The organism is Phyllobacterium sp. LjRoot231 (assembly GCF_964253365.1).
Lineage (GTDB): Bacteria > Pseudomonadota > Alphaproteobacteria > Rhizobiales > Rhizobiaceae > Phyllobacterium.
Genome location: NZ_CAXUQT020000001.1, coordinates 3,513,654 through 3,533,114, shown reverse-complemented (window position 1 = coordinate 3,533,114; position 19,461 = coordinate 3,513,654). Strand labels below are relative to the sequence as shown.

At 54.0% G+C, this 19,461-nt stretch carries 34 protein-coding genes and 2 tRNA genes; 17 read left to right on the top strand and 19 right to left on the bottom strand.

Annotation, left to right across the window (positions count from 1 at the left end; translation table 11 throughout):
• Window positions 1-222: 222 nt before the first annotated feature.
• Window positions 223-298 (bottom strand) — tRNA-Val (locus ACSQ3H_RS17575).
• A 190-nt stretch (window positions 299-488) separates the two neighbouring features.
• Here ACSQ3H_RS17575 and ACSQ3H_RS17570 point away from each other — a divergent pair.
• Window positions 489-565 (top strand) — tRNA-Asp (locus ACSQ3H_RS17570).
• A gap of 85 nt (window positions 566-650) precedes the next feature.
• Here the strand turns inward: ACSQ3H_RS17570 and ACSQ3H_RS17565 are convergent.
• From ACSQ3H_RS17565 to ACSQ3H_RS17480, 18 genes are all read right to left on the bottom strand, one after another.
• The gene (locus ACSQ3H_RS17565) at window positions 651-1,655 is read right to left on the bottom strand and encodes a hypothetical protein (protein ID WP_436118219.1); all 1,005 of its coding nucleotides are present in this window, start codon (window positions 1,653-1,655) and stop codon (window positions 651-653) included.
• Window positions 1,656-2,073: 418 nt separating this feature from the next.
• Window positions 2,074-2,202: a hypothetical protein gene (locus tag ACSQ3H_RS17560; protein ID WP_436118218.1), complete on the bottom strand. Its 129-nt coding sequence runs from the start codon at window positions 2,200-2,202 to the stop codon at window positions 2,074-2,076.
• Between the two features lie 379 nt (window positions 2,203-2,581).
• A complete protein-coding gene (locus ACSQ3H_RS17555; protein WP_436118217.1) occupies window positions 2,582-3,121 on the bottom strand; it encodes a hypothetical protein in 540 nt (179 codons plus the stop codon).
• Window positions 3,118-3,726: a hypothetical protein gene (locus tag ACSQ3H_RS17550; protein ID WP_436118216.1), complete on the bottom strand. Its 609-nt coding sequence runs from the start codon at window positions 3,724-3,726 to the stop codon at window positions 3,118-3,120. Before ACSQ3H_RS17550 ends, ACSQ3H_RS17555 begins: the two co-directional genes overlap by 4 nt.
• Before the next feature lie 137 nt (window positions 3,727-3,863).
• A complete protein-coding gene (locus ACSQ3H_RS17545; RefSeq protein ID WP_436118215.1) occupies window positions 3,864-4,232 on the bottom strand; it encodes an HNH endonuclease in 369 nt (122 codons plus the stop codon).
• Between the two features lie 118 nt (window positions 4,233-4,350).
• Window positions 4,351-4,773 carry a hypothetical protein gene (locus ACSQ3H_RS17540; RefSeq protein WP_436118214.1) on the bottom strand — a complete coding sequence of 141 codons (423 nt, stop codon included), beginning with the start codon at window positions 4,771-4,773 and terminating at the stop codon, window positions 4,351-4,353.
• A gap of 53 nt (window positions 4,774-4,826) precedes the next feature.
• Window positions 4,827-5,243 (bottom strand): hypothetical protein, encoded by a 417-nt coding sequence (locus tag ACSQ3H_RS17535; RefSeq protein WP_436118213.1) that lies wholly within the window; start codon window positions 5,241-5,243, stop codon window positions 4,827-4,829.
• Window positions 5,244-5,291: 48 nt separating this feature from the next.
• Window positions 5,292-5,885, bottom strand: coding sequence for an HNH endonuclease (locus ACSQ3H_RS17530; protein ID WP_436118212.1), 594 nt, complete (start codon window positions 5,883-5,885; stop codon window positions 5,292-5,294).
• Window positions 5,885-6,394 (bottom strand): siphovirus Gp157 family protein, encoded by a 510-nt coding sequence (locus ACSQ3H_RS17525; protein ID WP_436118211.1) that lies wholly within the window; start codon window positions 6,392-6,394, stop codon window positions 5,885-5,887. The genes ACSQ3H_RS17530 and ACSQ3H_RS17525 overlap by 1 nt, the downstream gene beginning before the upstream one ends.
• Complete coding sequence (locus ACSQ3H_RS17520; RefSeq protein ID WP_436118210.1) at window positions 6,391-6,720, bottom strand: hypothetical protein; 330 nt, start codon at window positions 6,718-6,720, stop codon at window positions 6,391-6,393. Before ACSQ3H_RS17520 ends, ACSQ3H_RS17525 begins: the two co-directional genes overlap by 4 nt.
• A complete protein-coding gene (locus ACSQ3H_RS17515; RefSeq protein WP_436118209.1) occupies window positions 6,720-6,953 on the bottom strand; it encodes a hypothetical protein in 234 nt (77 codons plus the stop codon). Before ACSQ3H_RS17515 ends, ACSQ3H_RS17520 begins: the two co-directional genes overlap by 1 nt.
• The gene (locus ACSQ3H_RS17510) at window positions 6,950-7,288 is read right to left on the bottom strand and encodes a hypothetical protein (RefSeq protein ID WP_436118208.1); all 339 of its coding nucleotides are present in this window, start codon (window positions 7,286-7,288) and stop codon (window positions 6,950-6,952) included. Before ACSQ3H_RS17510 ends, ACSQ3H_RS17515 begins: the two co-directional genes overlap by 4 nt.
• Complete coding sequence (locus ACSQ3H_RS17505) at window positions 7,285-7,470, bottom strand: hypothetical protein (protein ID WP_436118207.1); 186 nt, start codon at window positions 7,468-7,470, stop codon at window positions 7,285-7,287. Before ACSQ3H_RS17505 ends, ACSQ3H_RS17510 begins: the two co-directional genes overlap by 4 nt.
• Window positions 7,471-7,570: 100 nt before the next feature.
• Complete coding sequence (locus ACSQ3H_RS17500) at window positions 7,571-7,741, bottom strand: hypothetical protein (protein WP_436118206.1); 171 nt, start codon at window positions 7,739-7,741, stop codon at window positions 7,571-7,573.
• Window positions 7,738-7,989, bottom strand: a complete 252-nt coding sequence (locus ACSQ3H_RS17495; protein WP_436118205.1) for a hypothetical protein — start codon at window positions 7,987-7,989, stop codon at window positions 7,738-7,740. Before ACSQ3H_RS17495 ends, ACSQ3H_RS17500 begins: the two co-directional genes overlap by 4 nt.
• A 94-nt stretch (window positions 7,990-8,083) precedes the next feature.
• Entirely contained in the window at window positions 8,084-8,407 is a 324-nt protein-coding gene (locus ACSQ3H_RS17490; protein WP_436118204.1) for a hypothetical protein, read from the bottom strand.
• Window positions 8,404-8,574, bottom strand: coding sequence for a hypothetical protein (locus tag ACSQ3H_RS17485; RefSeq protein ID WP_436118203.1), 171 nt, complete (start codon window positions 8,572-8,574; stop codon window positions 8,404-8,406). Before ACSQ3H_RS17485 ends, ACSQ3H_RS17490 begins: the two co-directional genes overlap by 4 nt.
• A gap of 970 nt (window positions 8,575-9,544) precedes the next feature.
• The gene (locus ACSQ3H_RS17480) at window positions 9,545-9,988 is read right to left on the bottom strand and encodes a helix-turn-helix domain-containing protein (RefSeq protein ID WP_436118202.1); all 444 of its coding nucleotides are present in this window, start codon (window positions 9,986-9,988) and stop codon (window positions 9,545-9,547) included.
• Between ACSQ3H_RS17480 and ACSQ3H_RS17475 the strand changes: the two genes are divergently transcribed.
• The 16 genes from ACSQ3H_RS17475 to ACSQ3H_RS17400 all read left to right on the top strand — a co-directional run bounded on the left by ACSQ3H_RS17475 (window position 9,978) and on the right by ACSQ3H_RS17400 (window position 18,364).
• Window positions 9,978-10,193 (top strand): hypothetical protein, encoded by a 216-nt coding sequence (locus ACSQ3H_RS17475; protein ID WP_436118201.1) that lies wholly within the window; start codon window positions 9,978-9,980, stop codon window positions 10,191-10,193. The genes ACSQ3H_RS17480 and ACSQ3H_RS17475 overlap by 11 nt on opposite strands.
• On the top strand, window positions 10,190-10,336 hold the full coding sequence (locus tag ACSQ3H_RS17470) for a hypothetical protein (RefSeq protein ID WP_436118200.1): 147 nt from the start codon (window positions 10,190-10,192) through the stop codon (window positions 10,334-10,336). Before ACSQ3H_RS17475 ends, ACSQ3H_RS17470 begins: the two co-directional genes overlap by 4 nt.
• The gene (locus ACSQ3H_RS17465; RefSeq protein WP_436118199.1) at window positions 10,333-10,581 is read left to right on the top strand and encodes a hypothetical protein; all 249 of its coding nucleotides are present in this window, start codon (window positions 10,333-10,335) and stop codon (window positions 10,579-10,581) included. The genes ACSQ3H_RS17470 and ACSQ3H_RS17465 overlap by 4 nt, the downstream gene beginning before the upstream one ends.
• A complete protein-coding gene (locus ACSQ3H_RS17460; RefSeq protein WP_436118198.1) occupies window positions 10,578-10,865 on the top strand; it encodes a hypothetical protein in 288 nt (95 codons plus the stop codon). Before ACSQ3H_RS17465 ends, ACSQ3H_RS17460 begins: the two co-directional genes overlap by 4 nt.
• Window positions 10,862-11,113: a hypothetical protein gene (locus ACSQ3H_RS17455; protein ID WP_436118197.1), complete on the top strand. Its 252-nt coding sequence runs from the start codon at window positions 10,862-10,864 to the stop codon at window positions 11,111-11,113. The genes ACSQ3H_RS17460 and ACSQ3H_RS17455 overlap by 4 nt, the downstream gene beginning before the upstream one ends.
• Before the next feature lie 697 nt (window positions 11,114-11,810).
• Window positions 11,811-12,089: a hypothetical protein gene (locus tag ACSQ3H_RS17450; protein WP_436118196.1), complete on the top strand. Its 279-nt coding sequence runs from the start codon at window positions 11,811-11,813 to the stop codon at window positions 12,087-12,089.
• A gap of 87 nt (window positions 12,090-12,176) precedes the next feature.
• Window positions 12,177-13,826 (top strand): DUF6745 domain-containing protein, encoded by a 1,650-nt coding sequence (locus ACSQ3H_RS17445; protein ID WP_436118195.1) that lies wholly within the window; start codon window positions 12,177-12,179, stop codon window positions 13,824-13,826.
• On the top strand, window positions 13,823-14,320 hold the full coding sequence (locus ACSQ3H_RS17440) for an HNH endonuclease (protein ID WP_436118194.1): 498 nt from the start codon (window positions 13,823-13,825) through the stop codon (window positions 14,318-14,320). Before ACSQ3H_RS17445 ends, ACSQ3H_RS17440 begins: the two co-directional genes overlap by 4 nt.
• Window positions 14,321-14,331: 11 nt before the next feature.
• Window positions 14,332-14,673 (top strand): hypothetical protein, encoded by a 342-nt coding sequence (locus tag ACSQ3H_RS17435; RefSeq protein WP_436118193.1) that lies wholly within the window; start codon window positions 14,332-14,334, stop codon window positions 14,671-14,673.
• 285 nt (window positions 14,674-14,958) lie between these two features.
• On the top strand, window positions 14,959-15,321 hold the full coding sequence (locus tag ACSQ3H_RS17430; protein ID WP_436118192.1) for a RusA family crossover junction endodeoxyribonuclease: 363 nt from the start codon (window positions 14,959-14,961) through the stop codon (window positions 15,319-15,321).
• Window positions 15,318-15,503 (top strand): hypothetical protein, encoded by a 186-nt coding sequence (locus ACSQ3H_RS17425; protein WP_436118191.1) that lies wholly within the window; start codon window positions 15,318-15,320, stop codon window positions 15,501-15,503. The genes ACSQ3H_RS17430 and ACSQ3H_RS17425 overlap by 4 nt, the downstream gene beginning before the upstream one ends.
• Complete coding sequence (locus ACSQ3H_RS17420; protein WP_436118190.1) at window positions 15,500-15,913, top strand: hypothetical protein; 414 nt, start codon at window positions 15,500-15,502, stop codon at window positions 15,911-15,913. Before ACSQ3H_RS17425 ends, ACSQ3H_RS17420 begins: the two co-directional genes overlap by 4 nt.
• Window positions 15,873-16,319 carry a hypothetical protein gene (locus ACSQ3H_RS17415; RefSeq protein ID WP_436118189.1) on the top strand — a complete coding sequence of 149 codons (447 nt, stop codon included), beginning with the start codon at window positions 15,873-15,875 and terminating at the stop codon, window positions 16,317-16,319. Before ACSQ3H_RS17420 ends, ACSQ3H_RS17415 begins: the two co-directional genes overlap by 41 nt.
• A gap of 2 nt (window positions 16,320-16,321) precedes the next feature.
• On the top strand, window positions 16,322-16,912 hold the full coding sequence (locus ACSQ3H_RS17410; protein ID WP_436118188.1) for a helix-turn-helix domain-containing protein: 591 nt from the start codon (window positions 16,322-16,324) through the stop codon (window positions 16,910-16,912).
• Window positions 16,913-17,007: 95 nt separating this feature from the next.
• Entirely contained in the window at window positions 17,008-17,595 is a 588-nt protein-coding gene (locus ACSQ3H_RS17405) for a hypothetical protein (protein ID WP_436118187.1), read from the top strand.
• Between the two features lie 400 nt (window positions 17,596-17,995).
• Window positions 17,996-18,364 carry a hypothetical protein gene (locus tag ACSQ3H_RS17400; RefSeq protein ID WP_436118186.1) on the top strand — a complete coding sequence of 123 codons (369 nt, stop codon included), beginning with the start codon at window positions 17,996-17,998 and terminating at the stop codon, window positions 18,362-18,364.
• The last annotated feature ends 1,097 nt before the right edge of the window (window positions 18,365-19,461 follow it).

Here is a 19,461-nt window from a genome sequence, read left to right as displayed (position 1 = left end):
AAATATCGAAAAGAAAAGGCCGGGTAAGAAATTACCCGGCCTTTTTGATTCGTCACTGCGGTGAAATCAGATTGCACCCATCGTTCAGCGTTTCTGAAGGAGTGCTGACCAGGATTGTTGCAGAAAGAAACTGCCGGTACGGAAGAGCAAGACGCCGCGGATGCTCAGGATCGGCGAGTTTGCACGCCTTTTAATGTTGGCGGGATGTCTTTCGGAAAGGAATGGTGGGCGATGAGAGACTCGAACTCCCGACATCTTCGGTGTAAACGAAGCGCTCTACCAACTGAGCTAATCGCCCTTCGCAAAAGGGTGCGTGGGGAGCGTTTATGCGTTTCGAGCGATATTGGCAAGAGGGGATACGACACTTTTATGATTTGTCGGAGTAGTTTTTCACAATCGCATTTTTCATCTCCGGTTGTGCTTGACACACCCCCGCGAACCCCTTAAACGACCGCTCACGCCGTACAAATAGTACGGTACGAAAGTGCGCGGGTGTAGCTCAGTTGGTTAGAGTGCCGGCCTGTCACGCCGGAGGTCGCGGGTTCGAGCCCCGTCACTCGCGCCACTTTTCCCAACAAAATCAAATACTGATTTGGTTCGTCCGTTTTGGATAGTTGGAACGCCAGACCGGCTGTTCCAACTTTTGCGCCTCATTTGTTCTCGCGCAATGTCTTTCGACCAGCCTGCCGCGCGACATCGGCCTCGCGCACCGCTGCCACCCGTACCGGCGCATACGTCTGTTCAAGTTTCTTCGATTGCCCGATCGAGTTTGCCATCTTGGCCGATAGCTGTGCTGGAGATGCCGCGCCGGCGACAGCCTCGACGGCACCGGACCTGCGGAAATCCATCATCATACGGGTATCGCCGGGAAACTCGACCTTGCGGATGTCGCGAAAATCTTCAGCAAATGAGTTCTTGGTGTAGGCAGCCCCGCGCCTGGTTCGGAATATCTTCATCGAGCCTATGGGGTCTGCATCGCCGAACGTGGCCTTGATGTACCACTCCAGCAGACGATTGGTGCGGCGCGACAGCGTCAGAACAGCGTCTCGGCCTGTCTTGCCCCGCTCAAGTTCGAACCACGTTCCCTTGCCATCCTTGAAGCGCTGCGACAGCATCAGCGATCGAGCGTCTACTGGTGAGACCGAACCATCCCACATGCATGCAAGAGCGGCTGCCAAGCCGTTGTAGCGCATGCGCAATGCGCGCTTGACCAAGCGGATGGCTTCACCTTCTGTCCAAGTTTGTGACCGGCCTTTAGGCTCGCTGTTTGTCACGGCCAAACTTGGGTCGTCGTCTCGCTTGCAGTATTTCAAAGCAGCAGCGACTTTCCATAGGGCACGCCAAATCTTCATTGCTCGATGGGCTTCCCGCAAGCTCTTCTGTTCTTCAATATTTTTCCGCCATGACGACAGCGTTTCCATATCAGCCCAACTTGGCGGAAACTCGCCAAATACCGGATCGATATATTTCCAGCCGCGCCACCAATCCTCGCGTGTGCGCGCTTTCTTGGTGGTTTTCCATTCATCCGTGGTTCTGTAGCGCGCAAACGCTTCGCCGAGTGAGCCGACGGGATAGACCTTTTCAGACTGTGCCGGCGCCGGAGCGGGCACGCTGCCCTTCGGCAATCGCCGTGCGGTCTGCCATGCGGCATTCATTTCATGAGCCTTTGCCCATGCTGGCGGGCCATCTTTCCCGCAAGGCGTTGATGTGAATCCATACGCCTTCATTGCCCTCGTGGGTTCCCAAAACCCAAGGCCATTTCGCTTGACTCGGTAGTAGGCGATTTTCACCGATCCCACGCTCTCTCCGATATTGCTCGCTTCATCTTTTCGCGAGCAGACTCGGGAGTGGTGGCTGCCGTCAAACCGGATTGTGAATCGATCCAGTTATCCACAGCTTGTAAACAGTAATTCCCCAGGACACTGAGAGGCTTTGGGAAGCCTGAACGCTCCAGATCGGGTACTGACGCTCTGAACCTGTCGAACGTCACTCCTAGACGCCTTGCAACCTTTTCAGGCGGTACCAATCGTGGGTCGATGCGATAGCGGACTGCACTCATACCGGATCTCCCAATCAGTAGCTCAACGGTGTGCGTTCGGTGGCGGCTTCCTTGATCGTGGCTGCGTGGTTGTACCCATAGTCGGAAACGAACCAATCCTCGATCTTCTTCAACCGCTCGATCAACGCAATGGTGCTAGTCATGGCTTCGTCCTAATGAGAGCTAGAATTTCTTCGGCGGTTGACCGACAATCGCAATGCGGGTGAGCACTTGCGCCCCCACGTCCACCAGTTCTGGCGCAACAAGTTGACACGTAAACGCCTGTTATCAGATGGGCTATTTCACTGAGCATGTCCCGCTCCACCGCCTCCCCGCTTATCTGCTCGCCTTCCGGTTTGAGGGTGGAGAGGGCGGCGTCTCGCCTGTCGCAAGCTGCCATCCATTCACGGCTACGATCTGCGTATGCCATTGAATTTGATCCTATCCACTTGTGGCCATTAGCATCGGTGCGAAGGGTGTTGAGCGGTGCTTCGTGCATAAGTTGGCGAAGGCGGTCGCACTCCTTGTTCAGTTCTTCGAGGCTCATCGTGCTTCCCCTTCCGTGAGAAGAGCGCGGAGGGCTATTGCCACCTCTTCAACGGATAGGAAGCCGAGTTTTCCCGCAGCAGATTGAAGAGCGTCCATGCACTCGACTATCGCTAGACGCCTCGATGCAGCTTTCTCCTGCTTCATTCGAGCGGTCGTATATCTAGGCTGGCTGTCCTCTTTCGCCTCTGCTTGGGTGGGGGAATATTCGCGCAGGACTGTGACGGTGCCATCCGGATATTCAGCCAGCACAGCATGAGCCCAATGAGCATTGTCCCACAATCCGATGTGAATGCCGGTTACCGAGTGAACCGCATACCAGAATTTACCAGTGCTCGCCTCCCCCACCACCTCAGCGGGTGCTGTTTGAGCAAGGGATACTCGGAGCGCGTTGATTTTCTCGGAGGCAATCATTGCCGATGCGGGCGACCAATAGGGGTTTCCGTCGTAGTGTTTTAGTTTCTCTGGCCCTTCAACCATCCGGCTATCCCAATCATCAAGGACAGCTTGTGCGGCCAGCGTTATTGGATTGCTCATGCTTCCGTCTCCTTGACGTATCTGCCCTGTGCCCAATCAAACCGGACTCCCTTGGGCTTTTGAAATGATGGTGCTTTGCGGATGCCGAGGTGCTTCTGATGTTGGTACTTCTGGCCAATTGATACCGGGACTGTTAGCGCCTCATCTAACGTCCAACCATGCTTGAACATGCGGGCGTAAACCGCCTGATAAGGCATGTTATATTTCTCAATGGCCTCGGCTAAACACATCTTTTGGCCGTCAACACAGACCTCTAAAAGCCCACGTCGATTTCGCCCTTGTGTCTTGGCAGTTGCCCATCTGACATTCTCAGGGGAATAGCCTTTGTCGTTATCTATTCGATCCAGGCTGTAGTCTTCGCTTGGTCTAGGTCCAACATCAGCCGCGAACTGTTCGAAAGACTGCCAAGCATCACAGACTTTGATGCCCCTGCCACCATAATTGTGGTAGCCATTGTTGGTGGGTACTTCGCACCGCCGTTTCATTTTTGACCATATTTTGTACAGACCAGACTGGCTTTGGCCATGCTGAAACCGACGTTTTGCCGCCAACTGCTTCTGTAGACAACCGCATGATTTAGTGTTGCCTGATATTAACATATCCATTTGGACTGTTTTCTCGGTGCCACAATCACACACAACTAACCAGTGTGTGCGACACCGCCCAGAAGCCGCTTCGCGTATGGAGATAGATGATGTTGCTACCAGTCTGCCAAATCTCTGGCCCGTCAGGTCAATAGGTTTCATCGCGGCACAACCTCGCCATTCATTTTCTTCTTCCAGCCGCTCGCCTTCGATCCTGGCATTGGATTAGAGGACTTCTTGAGGCCAAAAGACTTGTTGATCTGAGAATTGATTTTCGAGCGAACCGTTGCTTCCACAGCCGTCTTGCGCTGATGAGCAGCAAACAGGATTGCCTGAAGGTTATCTTCGCGATTGGCACCGCCCAGCCACAACGGGACAACGTGGTCGTATTCGATCTTGTCGCCGTCTACGAAGGTCTTGCCAGTGGTAGCGCACTTGCGGTCTTGCCGATCAAGGATGCGTCTCTTGCACGCGGCTGTAGGTACGCTGTCGTCGGATTTACCGATCCACTCGTCTACGTAGCGCATCACCAGTCACCCGAGTCGTAACCGAGTTCCCGAGACCATTGCCTGTTCTTCTGTATCCTTGATTTGGATAGGTAAGAGGGGGCTTTTGAATGGTGGAACCAGCGCTTGAGAAGGGCGATCATGCTGCGCGCTCCTGGTTGTAGAAGCCGAGTACATCGAAGCCATAAGTGGCCGTCAGAAACTCAACCGCCTTGTTGAAAAATATGTGGAACTCAGGCTCATCCATCTTGTCAAAAGCTACGGACGAAGGAACAAGCACCGTCATGCCATTACGAAGGCGTACAGGCGTTCCGAACCCAAGCTCTAGCTTGATAGCCGAATGCAGGTATTCGCTCGTAGGGGCGCAGTCTGTGGCCTCCCTGACGTAGGAAAGCATTCGCCAGTAGAGGCGCAGCCGTTCGTTGTTCCGAGGCTGCTTTAACTCAACCCTGACGCTATGGCCTTGAGGAATGGCCTGAAGGCGTTCAAGGTCCATCTGCAACTGCGGAAACAATGCGTTTCCTTTGCGGACGAGATAGACCGGAGCTTGTTCTTTGGCCATGAGAGGAACCTTTCCGGGAGGACATTACTGCCCTCCCTTTTCTGGTTGCGATATCAGAATGTAATTTCGTCCAAATCGTCATCGATAGGCCGCTTGGCTACACCCGCGCCGCCATGGCCAGTATCCGGTGCAGGGTCTTCACGATCAGGCAATCCAGAAGCATATGCAGGGGCGGGCCGAATGCGGATGGCCTCGACAGATTTGCCCTGAAAGTCTACCCATGTGGTGAACAGGACAACCTTCTTGCCGCGCCATCCATCGGTGTTGCCGCCGTATGCAGATGAGATATTCGTGGCATTGGTCTTGTTCAGAACAACACCCTTTTCCTTGCCGTCGAAATGAATGACCGGCTTTTCACCGTCATCACCGATATCTTCCATGGTGACGTTGGCAATGGTGACTGTCGGCTGTGCGCCCTGAAGGTCAGCAGCTTTGAGGTATTTTGAGGGGAAGAGGTTATTAACGTCCATTTCAGTTTCCTTTGAGTGAGGACCAGCGGTCCGGGCTTATTTTGGTCTTCACATCCCTTGGGTTACGTGCTTCCACGTTTCCCTATGATGGATGCAAAGGACTGCTTTTTTGGAGACGCCAAACTGGTTGGCTATCTTCCCTGCGCTGATTTCTCCGCGCATTTTCCAGATCAATGCGACCTGAAATTCTGTCAATTTTGATGAGTTGGCGTTTTCACCCACGAGCGTTGTGCCGTGTACGATCATATCCGCAGCATTTTCTTTGGGTGTCGCCCAATTCAAATGCTTTGGGTTCACGCAACCCAAATGTCCATTGCCGCAGGAATGGGCTGCGTGATGCTTTTCTGTGGGCGGCTCACCATTCGTTGCTTGGCACATCCAACGATGTGCCCCATAGAATTTTCCGTTCAAACTGAACTGCCAATAATGCCGTTTCCCATCAGACTGGAATGGAGGCAAAAGACATTCATCAGAAGAAAAGTTAATTTGCTCACTCAGCCACTGGAGCCGGAAACCTTTATTAACTCGACCTTGCAAAGGGTCACCATGCCTCTTGAACCGTCTGTAATGAGGGTCACAAAATCCCTTGCAACTAGCCTGTCTGCCGCAAGTTTCAACTTTACAAGTTTGCCCCTTGTTCATCACTTTGGCCTGATCGTTAGTGAAGGTTCACCAAGAGCGAGTTCCGCCCCTGGAATTTCGTTGCCAGCCTTCAGCGCTTCGCCAATGGCCTTCTTGTCTGCGATCCGCTCGATCCTGAAATACCCCTGCGGGAGTTGATCGGCGTCGATCACATTGACTGTGGTGCGCGGTGCCGTGACGGATAGCGTTGCTTCCGGCAGCGTTATCTTGTCCTGATCGGCAACATCCATGAGCGCCTTGATCAGCTTCTTCATTGCGTCCGCTTTGCGCTCAAATCGCTTCTGACGGGCGTAGAGGTCGCTTGTACGGGCCTTGATAGCTTCTGCCATGCTGTCAGCCTCAAAGCGTTCGTTGAGCGCCTTGGTGATGACCTTGAACAGATCCGTCTCGCCCTCCAGCGTGTCCAGCCGCAACGTTTCGTCGGTTGAAAGTTCTGGAAACGAAATTAGCAAGTCCGCGATCTGAGCCTTGACTGCTTCGGCATCGATGAAAACAAAACGCTCGTTCATTCGGCACCAACCTTTCGCAGAAACGCGAGTATTTGATTGAAGAGCAAATCGCTTACTTTCCCATCTGACTGAGTAACTGCAGAGAGAAGGTCTAGGGCTTCGTCGTGGTTCTGCCCCGCCCTTAACAAATGCTCCGCAAGATCACGGTTCTGCTCGTCTGGGAAATCCATTTGCGTGACAATGTAGGCCGCTGCCTCATCAATGCAGGTCATTCTTTGCTGGTCCGGCGGTGGCGCATTGAAAAATGCACACACAACATACCCACTCTGTCGGGCTGGCCACTCAACTGCCAAGCGCCAATCGGCTGTGTTTATTTTCTGGCTCATCACGCTGCCCGCCTATGCTCTTGCTCTGCCGTCTCATCGACAAAGCGCCAGACTTTGAGCCGCTGGAAGCTCCACTTGGCTGATCGCCAGAGACGGTCTGATCGGTCACGGTTGAGCTTGTAGCGCTCCAGGTTGCCGTTCTTCTCGTCTTCGAGGGCAAAGCGGTGATACTCATGGGCAAGGCGGCGCTGTGTCTGCGAGAGCGAAAACCATGCTTGTGCTTGACTGTTCATCGCGCGTCCTCATGAATTAGTCGGGCAGACTTAACGATTGCTTCGATTTGTTTGGAAGTAACGTCTGCTGGAAACAGCTTGACCAGAAGTATCAGGTCTATTGCCTGCATCACGGGGACGTAGGCTAAAACACTGTCTTCCCCTATGGTGACCAGAGACCCGTTTTTATCAAGAATCCCGACCTCGACCGTATTGGCAGGAGGCAGCTTTGACGGGTCGTCGGTATAATCGTAATTCGATCCGTAATAGGCTCGGCCCATCTGGAGAGAGACGGTAAAGCCGTTTTCCAACTTCAACCATACGTTACCTACTTTAGCAGATATCTCGGCACTCATGTCCGCACTCCTTCGGCTAGCTGTGCGTGGCAAAGCAGGTAATCCATCCGCAAATCAGTGCGTCGATTTCCCAAAAGCGGCTGCGAGAACAAGTCTCCGATCACCTTGGCCTGTTCCAGCAGTGCATTCCGTTCTGCCAATGCGGCCTTGCTTGCTCGGATGCTGATGATTTTGGCGGTCATCGGTCAATCTCCTGACGCGCAGCTTCAACAGCCACTTCGGTGTGCGCTATCCACAGCGCGATAAAAAACGGCGTGGCGGGGATCAGGATTGCGAGAATGCTCATGCTGCTTCTCCCTGCGCTTGAAGCTCTTCTTGGGCTTCGGTTTCTGTCTTGAATGGTCCAATGATTGGCTCGCCGTCATCGTTCTCGATGTACCAGCCACGGTAGTAGCTAGGCGGTATTGGAGGCTGCCAGTGCCAGTTGTCGGAGTGGGTGATGAAGCTGGTCATGCTGCTTCCTCGATCATTCCAGCGGCCAACATCAATTCGTCTGTGACGTTGCGCACTGTCTCTTCGATCAGGTTTATTTCGTAGACGCGGAGGACATTCCCGCATTGGCAGGCTTCGATAGCCAAGGAGCGGGACATGTCGATAAACTTGCGGTCACCGTCGAGGCATATGTCGCCAGTGACGCGGTGAACCCAAACGACGCTGTAGATCGTGCGGTCGAGGATGCGGTCAATCTTTGCGGCGCTCATAGCTTGCACCCCTTTCCCATCTTCCGAGCAAACACGATAAGGTTGGCTGCGAGAGAGAGCTGTAGAAGGAAGTCGGTGAGGGTCATGGCGGTGTTCATTTCGCACCGCCGATCTTGGTAAGGAGTTCATCGATCATCATCTTGAGGCGCATTTCCTTGTTGGCCACGAAGGTGTCGCCATCGAAATCAGCGTCTGAACATCCGTCGAAATAATCGGCGCAATCGATCAGGGCGTTGAGAAGATCGTCGTGGGCATTGACGCACTTGACGATGTGTTTGGCGTTGTCCGCTGCATAATCGTGAGACGTAATCGCGTGCACTGAAGCACGAGCTACGATGATGCCTTCGGCGTCAGCGATGAACTTGTTTGATGCCGAGGCTAGGTGCCAAGGAGTAGGGGTGTGAGAGGGAGCGTTCATGCTGCCACACTGACAACTGTGTAAGGACGGCTCTTGAGGAAGAGCATCGTGCGGCCCTTCAGCTTGCCCTTGAGCAAGGTCGCCTCGAAATGAGTATCCGAATATTCCCAGCCCTTCGTGGTCACTGCCATCGTGAGGCCGGATGTATCTTTGAGGGTCTCGGTCATCTTCTTCTCCTGAGCCGTGTTGGCTGGTATGTGGAGAAACCATACTCCAAGAAATTTGGACTTGCAATAACTATTTCCAAATAATTTGGATAATCGTGTTTTGACGCGGTTCAAGCCTTATGGACCGGACTCCGGACTTAATGCATTGTAGTAGACAATTCGATGTAGGGGTGATGGCTGTAGCGCGCATCATCTGGGGCAAAACGAAAAATGATGGGCGGGAATAATAATAAGGAAGTGTGGGCAAGGCGACTTGCCCTTCAAATCACCACTCAACTACCGGAAAATGAAGAAGACGCAATCAAGGTGCTGAAATATGCCCGAGATTTGATAAGCTTCGTCAGCAGGGGGCGCACCTGTTCTTTGACAATCGCCGCTGCAAACCAGTCAGTTCGGGAAAAAGTGTAATATCTCTCCCCTTTCCGCCTTGAAGGTATGGGAACCGTCAAGCCCCTGACTAGAGGGAGGGCAAGAGCCCAGCGTACTCGTTATCCTTGCAATCCGGTACGTTAACTCCATACCGTCGCCAGCGACTTTTTTCGGCGCCGCTACGAACTTTTCGGGCAGGTTGTCATCCTGCTAACGAACAAGTCCGCTTTCAACCGTTCCGGGGGTTGCCCGACTTCAAGGCCGTGGGGTGGAAGGGGTGCACCAGAGCCCACACTTTTGTTTCCGAATCAGACAGGGATTCGGCAACCGCGATGAATTTGATGATCCAGGTGGTTGGCGCTGGCGGGGCAAACCCAAATTAAAAACCGCCATCTTTAGCAGTCTGGCGCAACATCTTGTCGGGAACATCCGAGCAGACACAAGAGTTAGCGCTTTTCCACCGCTGATGGGGCTTGCATTATTTTTTACCGTCTGGTAAAAGATTTATGCACACTACCTAAAAACCCATCAACACCGCCGCAGGAATCCACCCTCGGCGGTGTTTCTTTATGAGTCATCGGCACGGAAATAGCAAGTGGGCCTAGCCGGTCGCTCCCAGCTCTTCAATCTTTTCCATCAAATTGACGGGCATGAGTCCGCGCTCATTGCGGTAGATCCAATCAAGAGACGCACCTGTTACGGTGCATAATTTTAGGGCCGTTCTCCACGGTATAGGAGAGACAGCCAACTCATAATTATTCCAGGTTGAGAGCTGAACCCCGATCCTTTGAGCCATGACGGTCTGTGACCAGTCCAGCGCTTCGCGCAATAATTTCAGTCTAGCAGCAATAGCCAACACACTCATTTCATCCCCTAACTTTGGTCCGGAGGCTATTTTTCGTTTTCCATCCATTGGGCTTGGAGAATGCCCCTTCAGTAAACTTTTCGCTATCCAAATCGAAGTGATAAAAAATGATCCAAATAATTTGGAGGGATGGCTTGTATATCCAAATTGCTTGGAGTATAAGAAATGGATGAGCAACATTCTCACCAATCCAAAAGAAGTTATTGACGAGCTTGGCGGCTACAATGCAGTGGCCGCTATGGTCGGTGTTGGTTACACCGCTGTTTTTGAATGGCCACGCAGCACTCACAACCGCATCCCCCCTAAGTTCTACAAGATACTGAGCGATGAATTGCGCTCTCGCGGTAAGGAAGCTCTTCCGTCTGTGTGGGGGTTCGGGGCATGAGCAAGCAGATCAATTGGCGCAAGGCAAACCTAGCTCCAAAGCCCAAACTCTCCGTACTGGATGAGCAGGAATATCGCGGCAATGACGCCGCTGCCCGCTGGCTTGAGCGCAACGAGAAGACCAAAGGGAAGGGACGCAAATGAACTCCAGCAGTCAATATCAAAACCTTGTTTCTCCCGAACATCAGGCAGCGCTAGAAGCGCGCCGTGCTTCAGAGGCCGCCGAAGCGGCAAGATTGCGCCGGAGCCGTATTGCCGAAGGTTTCGCCTTCTCGCTGGTGTCTTCATCCGATGCTGGCAAACAATCGATCTACGCCATTCGCCCCGACATTCTCGCCAACCTCGCAATCCAGTTCACTGACGCTCTCATAGCGGAGTTGGACAAATGAGCTTCACTGCTGGTCAACGCATCATCTGCACCAAGCCCCTTACTGGTGGATACGGAAACGAAAAGTTCCCCGTTCCAGGAAACACGTACACGGTCAAAGCAACCCAAACGCTCCGTCAAAGCCAATATTTGCAGCTATCAGAGATCATCAACGCCCCGCAGCTGCACCACTTCGGCACGGATGAGATGTGGTTTAACGCGAGCGCGTTTGCTCCGGAGCGGACAACGAGCATTGAGGTGTTCAAAGCCATGCTTGTTTCTCCAGTTGTGAGGGTAGGGGCATGAGCGAGAAGATGACACGCGTTCGCCTTCCTGGTTCGAAGTTCAAGGGGCTGATGGATTGGGGCGAGAAGTCCCATGCCGAAATGGTGGCACAAGTACGACGCCACGCCCAACATCAGATGGAAGAAGCGCAAGCGGCGCTCGCAGCTGCTGATACTGACTTCCAGGTTGATCTTGTTCGCGGTCCATACGTCCACACTTCATCAAAAGAATTGAGCCTGAGGTGCAATCATGACCTCTCCCAACCGTGAAGTACAGCCTGCGAGCGACGCGCTGGAAAAGGCTGCCAGAACTCTATGCAATGACTTGGTCAAGCTAGGGTACGGCATGACTTCAGACAGGCCCCTTCCGGGTTCGTTCGATACACTTTTTGCCCTCATTTTCTCCCAAACAGGAGAAGAAACCAAATGACCAACATACGGAGTGCGAATTCGCACGATCTTGCAGAAGCTTTCTTCGTCCGTACCAGACGAGTACTGGAAAGCATTACAGCGGTTTTCATGCCGATGACCGTGACACCTGCGTCAGTACTCGTCGCCCCTTATTCAGTCCCCCGTGCCAGCGGTTCCTCCTCCCGAGCCCACACGACCGCTGGTAACTTGCTCCTCTCGGTTCCGGTTGGTTCCGAGAGGAGTCTTTCTCCTGAGCTGGTTGGGGGCAGTAGTTTCGCTCAGGTTTTTTCCGATGCGGAACAGGACAACTCCCACCGGAAAGGAAATATGCTCCCATGTTGTTTCATTCGAATTGGTAGCAGGCGGACGGCAATCCGTGTTTCCCACAACCCCATAATTTGTCAGGTCCAAAGACCATTCTCTAAGTTCGTTCTCCGTGTCGTTGGGTTTCTCGTCGCTCATGTCATCAACCATATGAGCGAGATCACCCAACATGTCGGAAACATCAGCAAACTCTCGGAATTTTTATCCAAGGCAAAAAACGGAAGGATCGGTCATGTCAGATACCGAAATCGCCGCACACTTGCTTGACGAAGTGATTGGCTATCGCGGGGTACGCGAACCGATCAAAGGCATGCTTGAGCGTGCCTACTGCAAGTTGCGCGAGCGTAGCAAGGAATGGACCCGTCGTCGGGTGCGTTCGATCTTCAACAAAGAAGCCAGACGGATTGATTACCGCGAAATCGAAGAGATGCGCGCAGTCCTCAGAGCAAGGGAAGAACATGCCAGATACAAAGAGGAAACCTCCCGTATTGCTTCGATGGGTGCCCTTTAGCGTGCGGCACTCCATAGCAGTGTGGCTACGGAACCAAGGCGCGTCTTGGGCAGAGTGGCTCGTACCGGAATTATTTGGAGACGACAAATGACTAGTAAAATAATTCGCACACCCTCTAAAGCCCACGGCGGCATTACGCCAGATGAAAAGCGCCGCATGGATGAGCACACCAAACTCTGGATCGCCAGAGGCATGCGTACAGATCCTATCGAGCCTGAAAAGATCATTCCAGCAATCAAGGGGATTTATGCTGCTGCCAATCTGAAAGAGCCGCGCGTTGTCATCGTGCCGTCACCAATGGTTATGGCGTTTGCATATGGGGCTTCGTCGGCTATCTGGTATGCAAGGAAAAAGACCGACGCTGCGACCGACGCTGCGACCCGCGCTGCGACCGACGCTGCGACCTACGCTGCGACCCGCGCTGCGACCTACGCTGCGACCGACGCTGCGACCTACGCTGCGACCTACGCTGCGACCTACGCTGCGACCCGCGCTGCGACCTACGCTGCGACCCGCGCTGCGACCGACGCTGCGACCTACGCTGCGACCTACGCTGCGACCCGCGCTGCGACCCGCGCTGCGACCGACGCTGCGACCTACGCTGCGACCGACGCTGCGACCTACGCTGCGACCGACGCTGCGACCCGCGCTGCGACCCGCGCTGCGACCGACGCTGCGACCCGCGCTGCGACCGACGCTGCGACCTACGCTGCGACCCGCGCTGCGACCGACGCTGCGACCTACGCTGCGACCTACGCTGCGACCCGCGCTGCGACCCGCGCTGCGACCGACGCTGCGACCGACGCTGCGACCTACGCTGCGACCCGCGCTGCGACCGACGCTGCGACCTACGCTGCGACCGACGCTGCGACCTACGCTGCGACCTACGCTGCGACCCGCGCTGCGACCGACGCTGCGACCTACGCTGCGACCGACGCTGCGACCTACGCTGCGACCTACGCTGCGACCGACGCTGCGACCCGCGCTGCGACCTACGCTGCGACCTACGCTGCGACCCGCGCTGCGACCGACGCTGTAGAAAACCGAGAAGCCAGCGCTTGCCGAAATCTAGCGGGCGATCTCGGCATCGCGTGCTCACAACGTTGGTATGTTGCCTACCAGGGAGGCAACATGTGGGCTGGATATGATTGTTACCTCACCTCCTGCCGGGACATTCTTGGGTTGGAACTGACAAGCCATGCCGCTTACGCCCATTGGGAGCAGGCAGCTATTCATGGCGGGTTCCGCGTCATGCACGAAGAATTCTGCATAGTCTCTGATTTCCCGGAAGTTTTACGCGTCGATGACCAGAACAGGCCTCATTGCGAAACCGGACCATCACATAGATGGCGTGACGGCTGGGCTCTTCACTATTGGCACGGTGTCAAGGTCCCATCTGAATGGATTGAGGACAAGCAATCACTCACCCCCGCCATAGCACTTGGCCAAGAGAACGCTGAGTTGCGCCGTGCCGCCTGCGAGATAATCGGTTGGGCTAACATCCTCAAAAAACTAGACGCGAAAGTAATCGACACTGACGGTGATCCAGAAATTGGAACGCTGATCCGTGTCGATCTACCGGACGCCAGAGGCGAACAGTTCCTGCAAGTCAAGTGCGGCACGCGCCGCGATTTCGCCCTGCCAGTACCACCAAGCATGAAAACAGCCCTTGAAGCTCAAGCATGGCTTTGGGGCTTGGATGAGCAGTCATTCATCAAGCCGGAGATACGGACGTGAAGATTGACCAGGATTATCTAAAATCGGTCATAAATTACGATCCTGAAACAGGGGAATTCACTTGGCTCAGGAGACCAAACAAGCGTTTTACTGCCGGTATGATTGCTGGACGGATCAGCTCCACGGGGTATCGAGTGGTGTGTTTAGATCGCAAGATATATCGCGCCCACCGGCTAGCCTTCGTATACATGACAGGATTAGAGCCGCCTGAATTTGTTGACCATATTGATGGTGATAGAGCCAATAATCGGTGGGAAAATCTCCGTTTGGCAACGCCATCGGAAAATCAGCACAATCGTAAAATTCCATCTTCAAACACCAGCGGGTTTGCCGGTGTTTCCTACATGGCGACAAAGCGCCGATGGCGGTCTCAAATATCCATTGACGGCCGGAATTTGTATCTGGGCCTCTTTGCATCGCCTGAGGATGCACATGCGGCCTACGTGAATGCAAAAGCAAATCTGCACCCCTTCCAATCAACAATCAGAACATAAAGGAAAATACCATGCGCACTTTTCATACAATCGCAGCACAGGGCGAACTTCGCTTCGTTCGGACAGATGAGGCTATCCCTGCCAACGCCATTACGGTCGAGCCGGTAAACGATAAGGTTATTGTCGGGCATAGTGAGACCGGCCATCATCACATCATGGATGCTGGTTGCGTCACCATGCACCGCCTGCCGGACAGCATCATGGATTGCCTACTCGTTGTCACAGACACGACTGCGCTCGAACACCTCCGAACCTTCGATACCCACGAGCCTCTGATCTTCGAAAAGGGAACGTACCGGGTCACAACCGCGCGGGAACACACTCCCGAAGGCTGGCGGAAAACGATTGATTGAGAGGTAACATGATCAAGTTCACCACCATGCTGATTCTCTGCACCATTGGAGCAGCCATCATCGCTCTTATGTTTCAGGTGGTGGGATGAACTACACGCCGGACGCTGCTCAAATCTCAATGCTGAGAATGTTCACCCCAAACAACCACAGCATTCAGCTGAAGCCTGGGACTGATCGAGACTTGCTGCTTGTTCATGGCCTTGTCTCGCTCCTCCCTGCAATCTGGGTGAGCAAATGCCGGTTTGCTATCACCGACAAGGGCAAGTTGGCTCTGAAGGTGGCCGCATGATCCGCCTAGCGCTCCCGTTCCCGCCGTCCACGAACAACCTGTTCTCCAATGGAGGCAAGGGCCACGGACGCTACAGGACGCCCAAATACAAGGCGTGGGAGCATCTGGCATCACTCTACATCAAGGACAGCCACCGCATCAACCTCGAAGCCTACACCATCGCTATAGCGCTCAATCCACCGGACAAGCGCGCTCGTGATCTGGACAATTTCGTGAAGGCCTTGAGTGACCTTCTCGTAGCCCATGGCGTGGTCAAAGACGACAGCTATTGCAGGCGTCTAACCGTCTGCTGGAACGAAAACATGGATGAGGAATGCGTTGTCATCCTTCATCCGGCAGAAGAGGAAATGGCAGCATGATCGTCATAAACACAGCCTTGTGGGCTTGGCCGCAGTGGACATTGCTCTTCCTCGAAGCCCTGACATTGATCGGGTATTGCGGCCTGCATGGCAAGCCCCGTGTGGACTACAACTTCGCCCACGGCATAATAAATTTTGCCATCACCATGGGACTTCTCGTTTTCGGGGGGGTCTTCTCATGAGCCTGACACATCGGTTCGAAGTCATAGACGAATTGTCGGCTGTTCTCGACAGCGAGCGAGCAGAAGCCATTTACGAGCATCGCAAGGCAATGGGCAAAGCCAAGGCGCTTACACCCTATGCCGCCAAGCTCCTCGCAAAGCAGTTTGCCCGCTTCAACGATCCAAACGCCGCGGCTGACGAAATGATCCTGCGCGGATGGATGGCGATCAAATTGGAATGGATGGCCCGAGAACAGCGCACGGCCCGCCCTCACTCAGTCGGTGAGTCCGCCTTGCAGGAAATACAACAGGGAAACGCCAATGCCCCAACTGCCTTCGAAAGAATGCTTACAGCGCGCAACACGACAGGAAATGCTCAAGAGCCTGGCAATGCTCAAATCATTACCCTCCCGTCTTACCGACACGGCTGAGGCTGACAAGGAAGTGTTCATGATCGCTTTGGACGGTGTGACGGCATACGGGCTTGCAGAAGCCACCATGGCCATACTGAGGGGAGGCTTGGGGCATGCGTTCCATCCATCGCCACCAGAGTTTCGGATGCGGTGCGATGCGGCCATGAAGCCGATCAAGGACGAGATGGCGCGCATTGAACGCACGAGGCTTGAGAAGGAGCGGGATGCAGAGTTCCGCCCCGTCCAGCACACACAGGCAGAGATAGTCCGCGTCAACGAACTCTATCAGAGCTTTTGCGAGGGGCACCAGAGTGATTTCAAGACTGAAGAGCAACTCATTGCGGAAATCCGCAACAAGTATCCCAAGGAGCTACTGGATGCCATTCCGGATGCACCAACAGGATTTAATGGACCAAGGAGTTAGTCATGTACCAGAAAGTGTACGGGTATCATACCGAAGCAAATCCGCGATACCAAGAGGCCGTTCGTCGCCAGCAGGAGAAGGAGATGGAACGGCAGCCCTCCCATTTGGCAAAGCTCAAAGCCATCCGCAGCAGCTTGGCAGAGAAGAAGGCTGAGGCCATTAACCGCGCCAACCGCCTCAATATGCCCAAGCAGCGCCTCCTAGCAGATATTGAGGCTGTAGCACGCATTTACAATTTGACGCTGGAAGATGTGCTCGGCAAATCGCGAACGAGGAACGTCGTTCGCGCCCGTCAGGCTGCTATCTGGATGGTCTGGTATTCACGGGATTACACGTTACCAGCAATCGGGCGGGTGTTTGGCAAAGATCACACATCGTGCTTGTTTTCCAGGGGGCAACACATGATCCGCATGGGGCTGGACAATGAATGGACAGACATCGCCAAACGTCGTCTGGCCATCAACAACGCTCGAACCAAGGCTCATTATCACCAACTCTCCCAAGCCGAGAACAACGCCCCGCTGCCACCTATCACAGACATTTCAGGGTATGGAACACTTGAGTTCGTGATGAATCGTTCCCAAGCAGCATAACGAAACGGCGCTGGCGCTAAACTGGACCGTCAATCCAGTGAGGGGTGTTCGATTCTCCCAGCCGCGCCTAGCCCTCACACGGAAGGATAAAGGACATGAGCCGCGCTAATCGTAAACGCAAGAACAAGGGCGGTCGTCCTCGTCTGGAGAATGTAGAGCGGGAGCCTAACGGTCGCCCCCTCAGAAGCCAGCGCAAGACGGAAACAGAGGCAGAGACACGCAAGGTAGCGGTACAGGCCCGCGCGCGCATCTACGGTGCCCCTGAGGCCGAATGCGTGCGTCCTGAATATGGCAGTGTGCTTGGCAGGCTGTACATGACCGGCCACATCAACAAACTGCAGCTTGAGGCGGGCAACAGGACTGCCGAGGACTTCGGACGATACTACGGGCTTACTGGCATTCCCCATCCAAGCGCGAAGGCGCAGGACATAACCCGCGTCAAGGGCATGGGCGGGGAGGTGAGCTACGAAGCAGCCAGAAAGGCCACCAACCGCGTCATGGCTATAGAGCAGGCATTGGGCGAGGTTGTCGTTCAAAGCCGTTCTGTAACCTCTGTCGTCAAGCGTGTGTGTGTTATGGATGAAGACTTGGGCATCAGCGAGACTATGCGGGCGCAATTGGTTGCGGGTTTGAATCGGCTCGTGGTATTCTTTGGCGTGGATAAGATGGAGCGGGCAGCGTGACGGGCAGGCATGATGATTTAAAGATCGGGGAGTATGTTCTCGCCACCAAATACTCAGATGGTGATCCCGGTGACGCTTGGGCCGTAGGCTTTTACGATGGGGAACGGGATGGGCGTCACTTCGTCTTGGACAACGACGGGAAACAAATACGCCGTAATGGTTATCGCGCAGTCGGTCGCGTCACCCCCGATGTTGGACGGTGGCTATTGGATAGTGCCTCTGTGTTAGAGCGCTCGCCCGCAGGATCGGTGAACCTGTGGACAATGTTGGTGGAACAGGATGACGAAACTTAAGAGGTCTCTTGACTATTAAAACGGTCCATGTCATAAACAGATAATAGACGCCAGTGCGTCCAAACAGCCCCGCCATCGTGCGGGGTTTTGTCATTTCAAGGCAGCTCATGGACGCTATAGCACGCTCCTTGCTGGGGTTCGCTGCCTCGCATCTTCAAAAGCCAATTCCTGATCTCCCCATCATAACCATAGACCCAGAAGCTGAATACGTTGGCCAGATAGAATGGGGATTGCGCACCAGGATCAAGCTTCGGAACTGGGATGATGGGAATATGTTTGACCGGGCAGTTTTGGTCCACGAGTTGTGCCATCACATTCAGTGGATCAATGACATGGACTTATCAGAGACTGAAGCGATCACGGTCGAGTGCCGTTATTTGCAATCTCAAGGCGTAGATCCCCGCACTGAACTGTCATTCGAACAAGTGCTTGGGATGACGAATGATCCAACCTTCGCAAAGCTGGAGTGGCTTTAAACCAATACCTAGCACCGCGTTGATAAAGCGAAGCGCTGGGTAGGTCAGCAGTGTGTAGGCGGAATAAGCCGCTGCTGGCCACTTATGTGGAGTGATTTAAATGATCAACGACGGTGGAGACTTCGTAGCGCTGCTCGGTCTTTGCATGTGGGCTTGGCTGCTACTGCGGTTTACGTGGCATTGCATATATTGGAGCTGGAAATAAACGGAACCTAAGCGCAATTCTCGACCTCTTGCGCATTGGTAGGGCGGGGCTTCGGCTCCGCCTTTTTCATGAGGTCGGAAGGAGTCGAGACCTTGAAGGCAAGATATCACCAAGAATATGCGACGTGGCGAGGAATGGTCCAGCGTTGCCATTATGAAAAGCATGATAGCTATCCTCACTATGGAGCCAAAGGCATCAGGGTTTGTGATCGCTGGCGTTGGTTCGCCAACTTCTATGAAGACATGGGACCAAGACCGGAAGGCACTCATCTAGATCGCCTCGATGCTAAGCAGGACTACAACAAAGAGAACTGCACGTGGGCATTGCCAAAACAACTAGGCAAAGAGAAACGCAGACTCCTCACGCACAATGGTGAAACCCTTAGCATCACCGATTGGGCTGAACGTCTCGGATTGAAGAGAACGACAATAACCCAACGCCTCAATGCATATGGATGGTCTGTAAACAAGACTCTATCAACGAGGGCGCACCAATGATCAAATTCAAGGGCGCTCCCAAGAAGAAGCAAGCCCCAATTCCTCCCAAGCCAAAGAAGGCTAAAGGCAAGCGCAAGTGATCAAACTCATCGCCGCCTGCTTCATCCTCCTAAGCCTCTCTTCCTGTGGGACTGACTGCGCTATCCAGCGCGGCTTCACTTGTTACCACATTGGTTGAGGCTCAAGACATAGGACTGTGCTGAATGAGTCAGCTAGAATGCAATCGCTGCGCCAGTTCTGGATGGGTTTGCGAAAACCATGACAATCTTGGCTGGGAGGTCGATAAGGGCTGCCAATGTGGCGGGGCGGGCATGCCTTGCCCTGATTGTAATAGCAACCCTGACAATCCACGGTTTCACGCGGGATCAACCCTTATGTGGACCGCTAGGGATGGG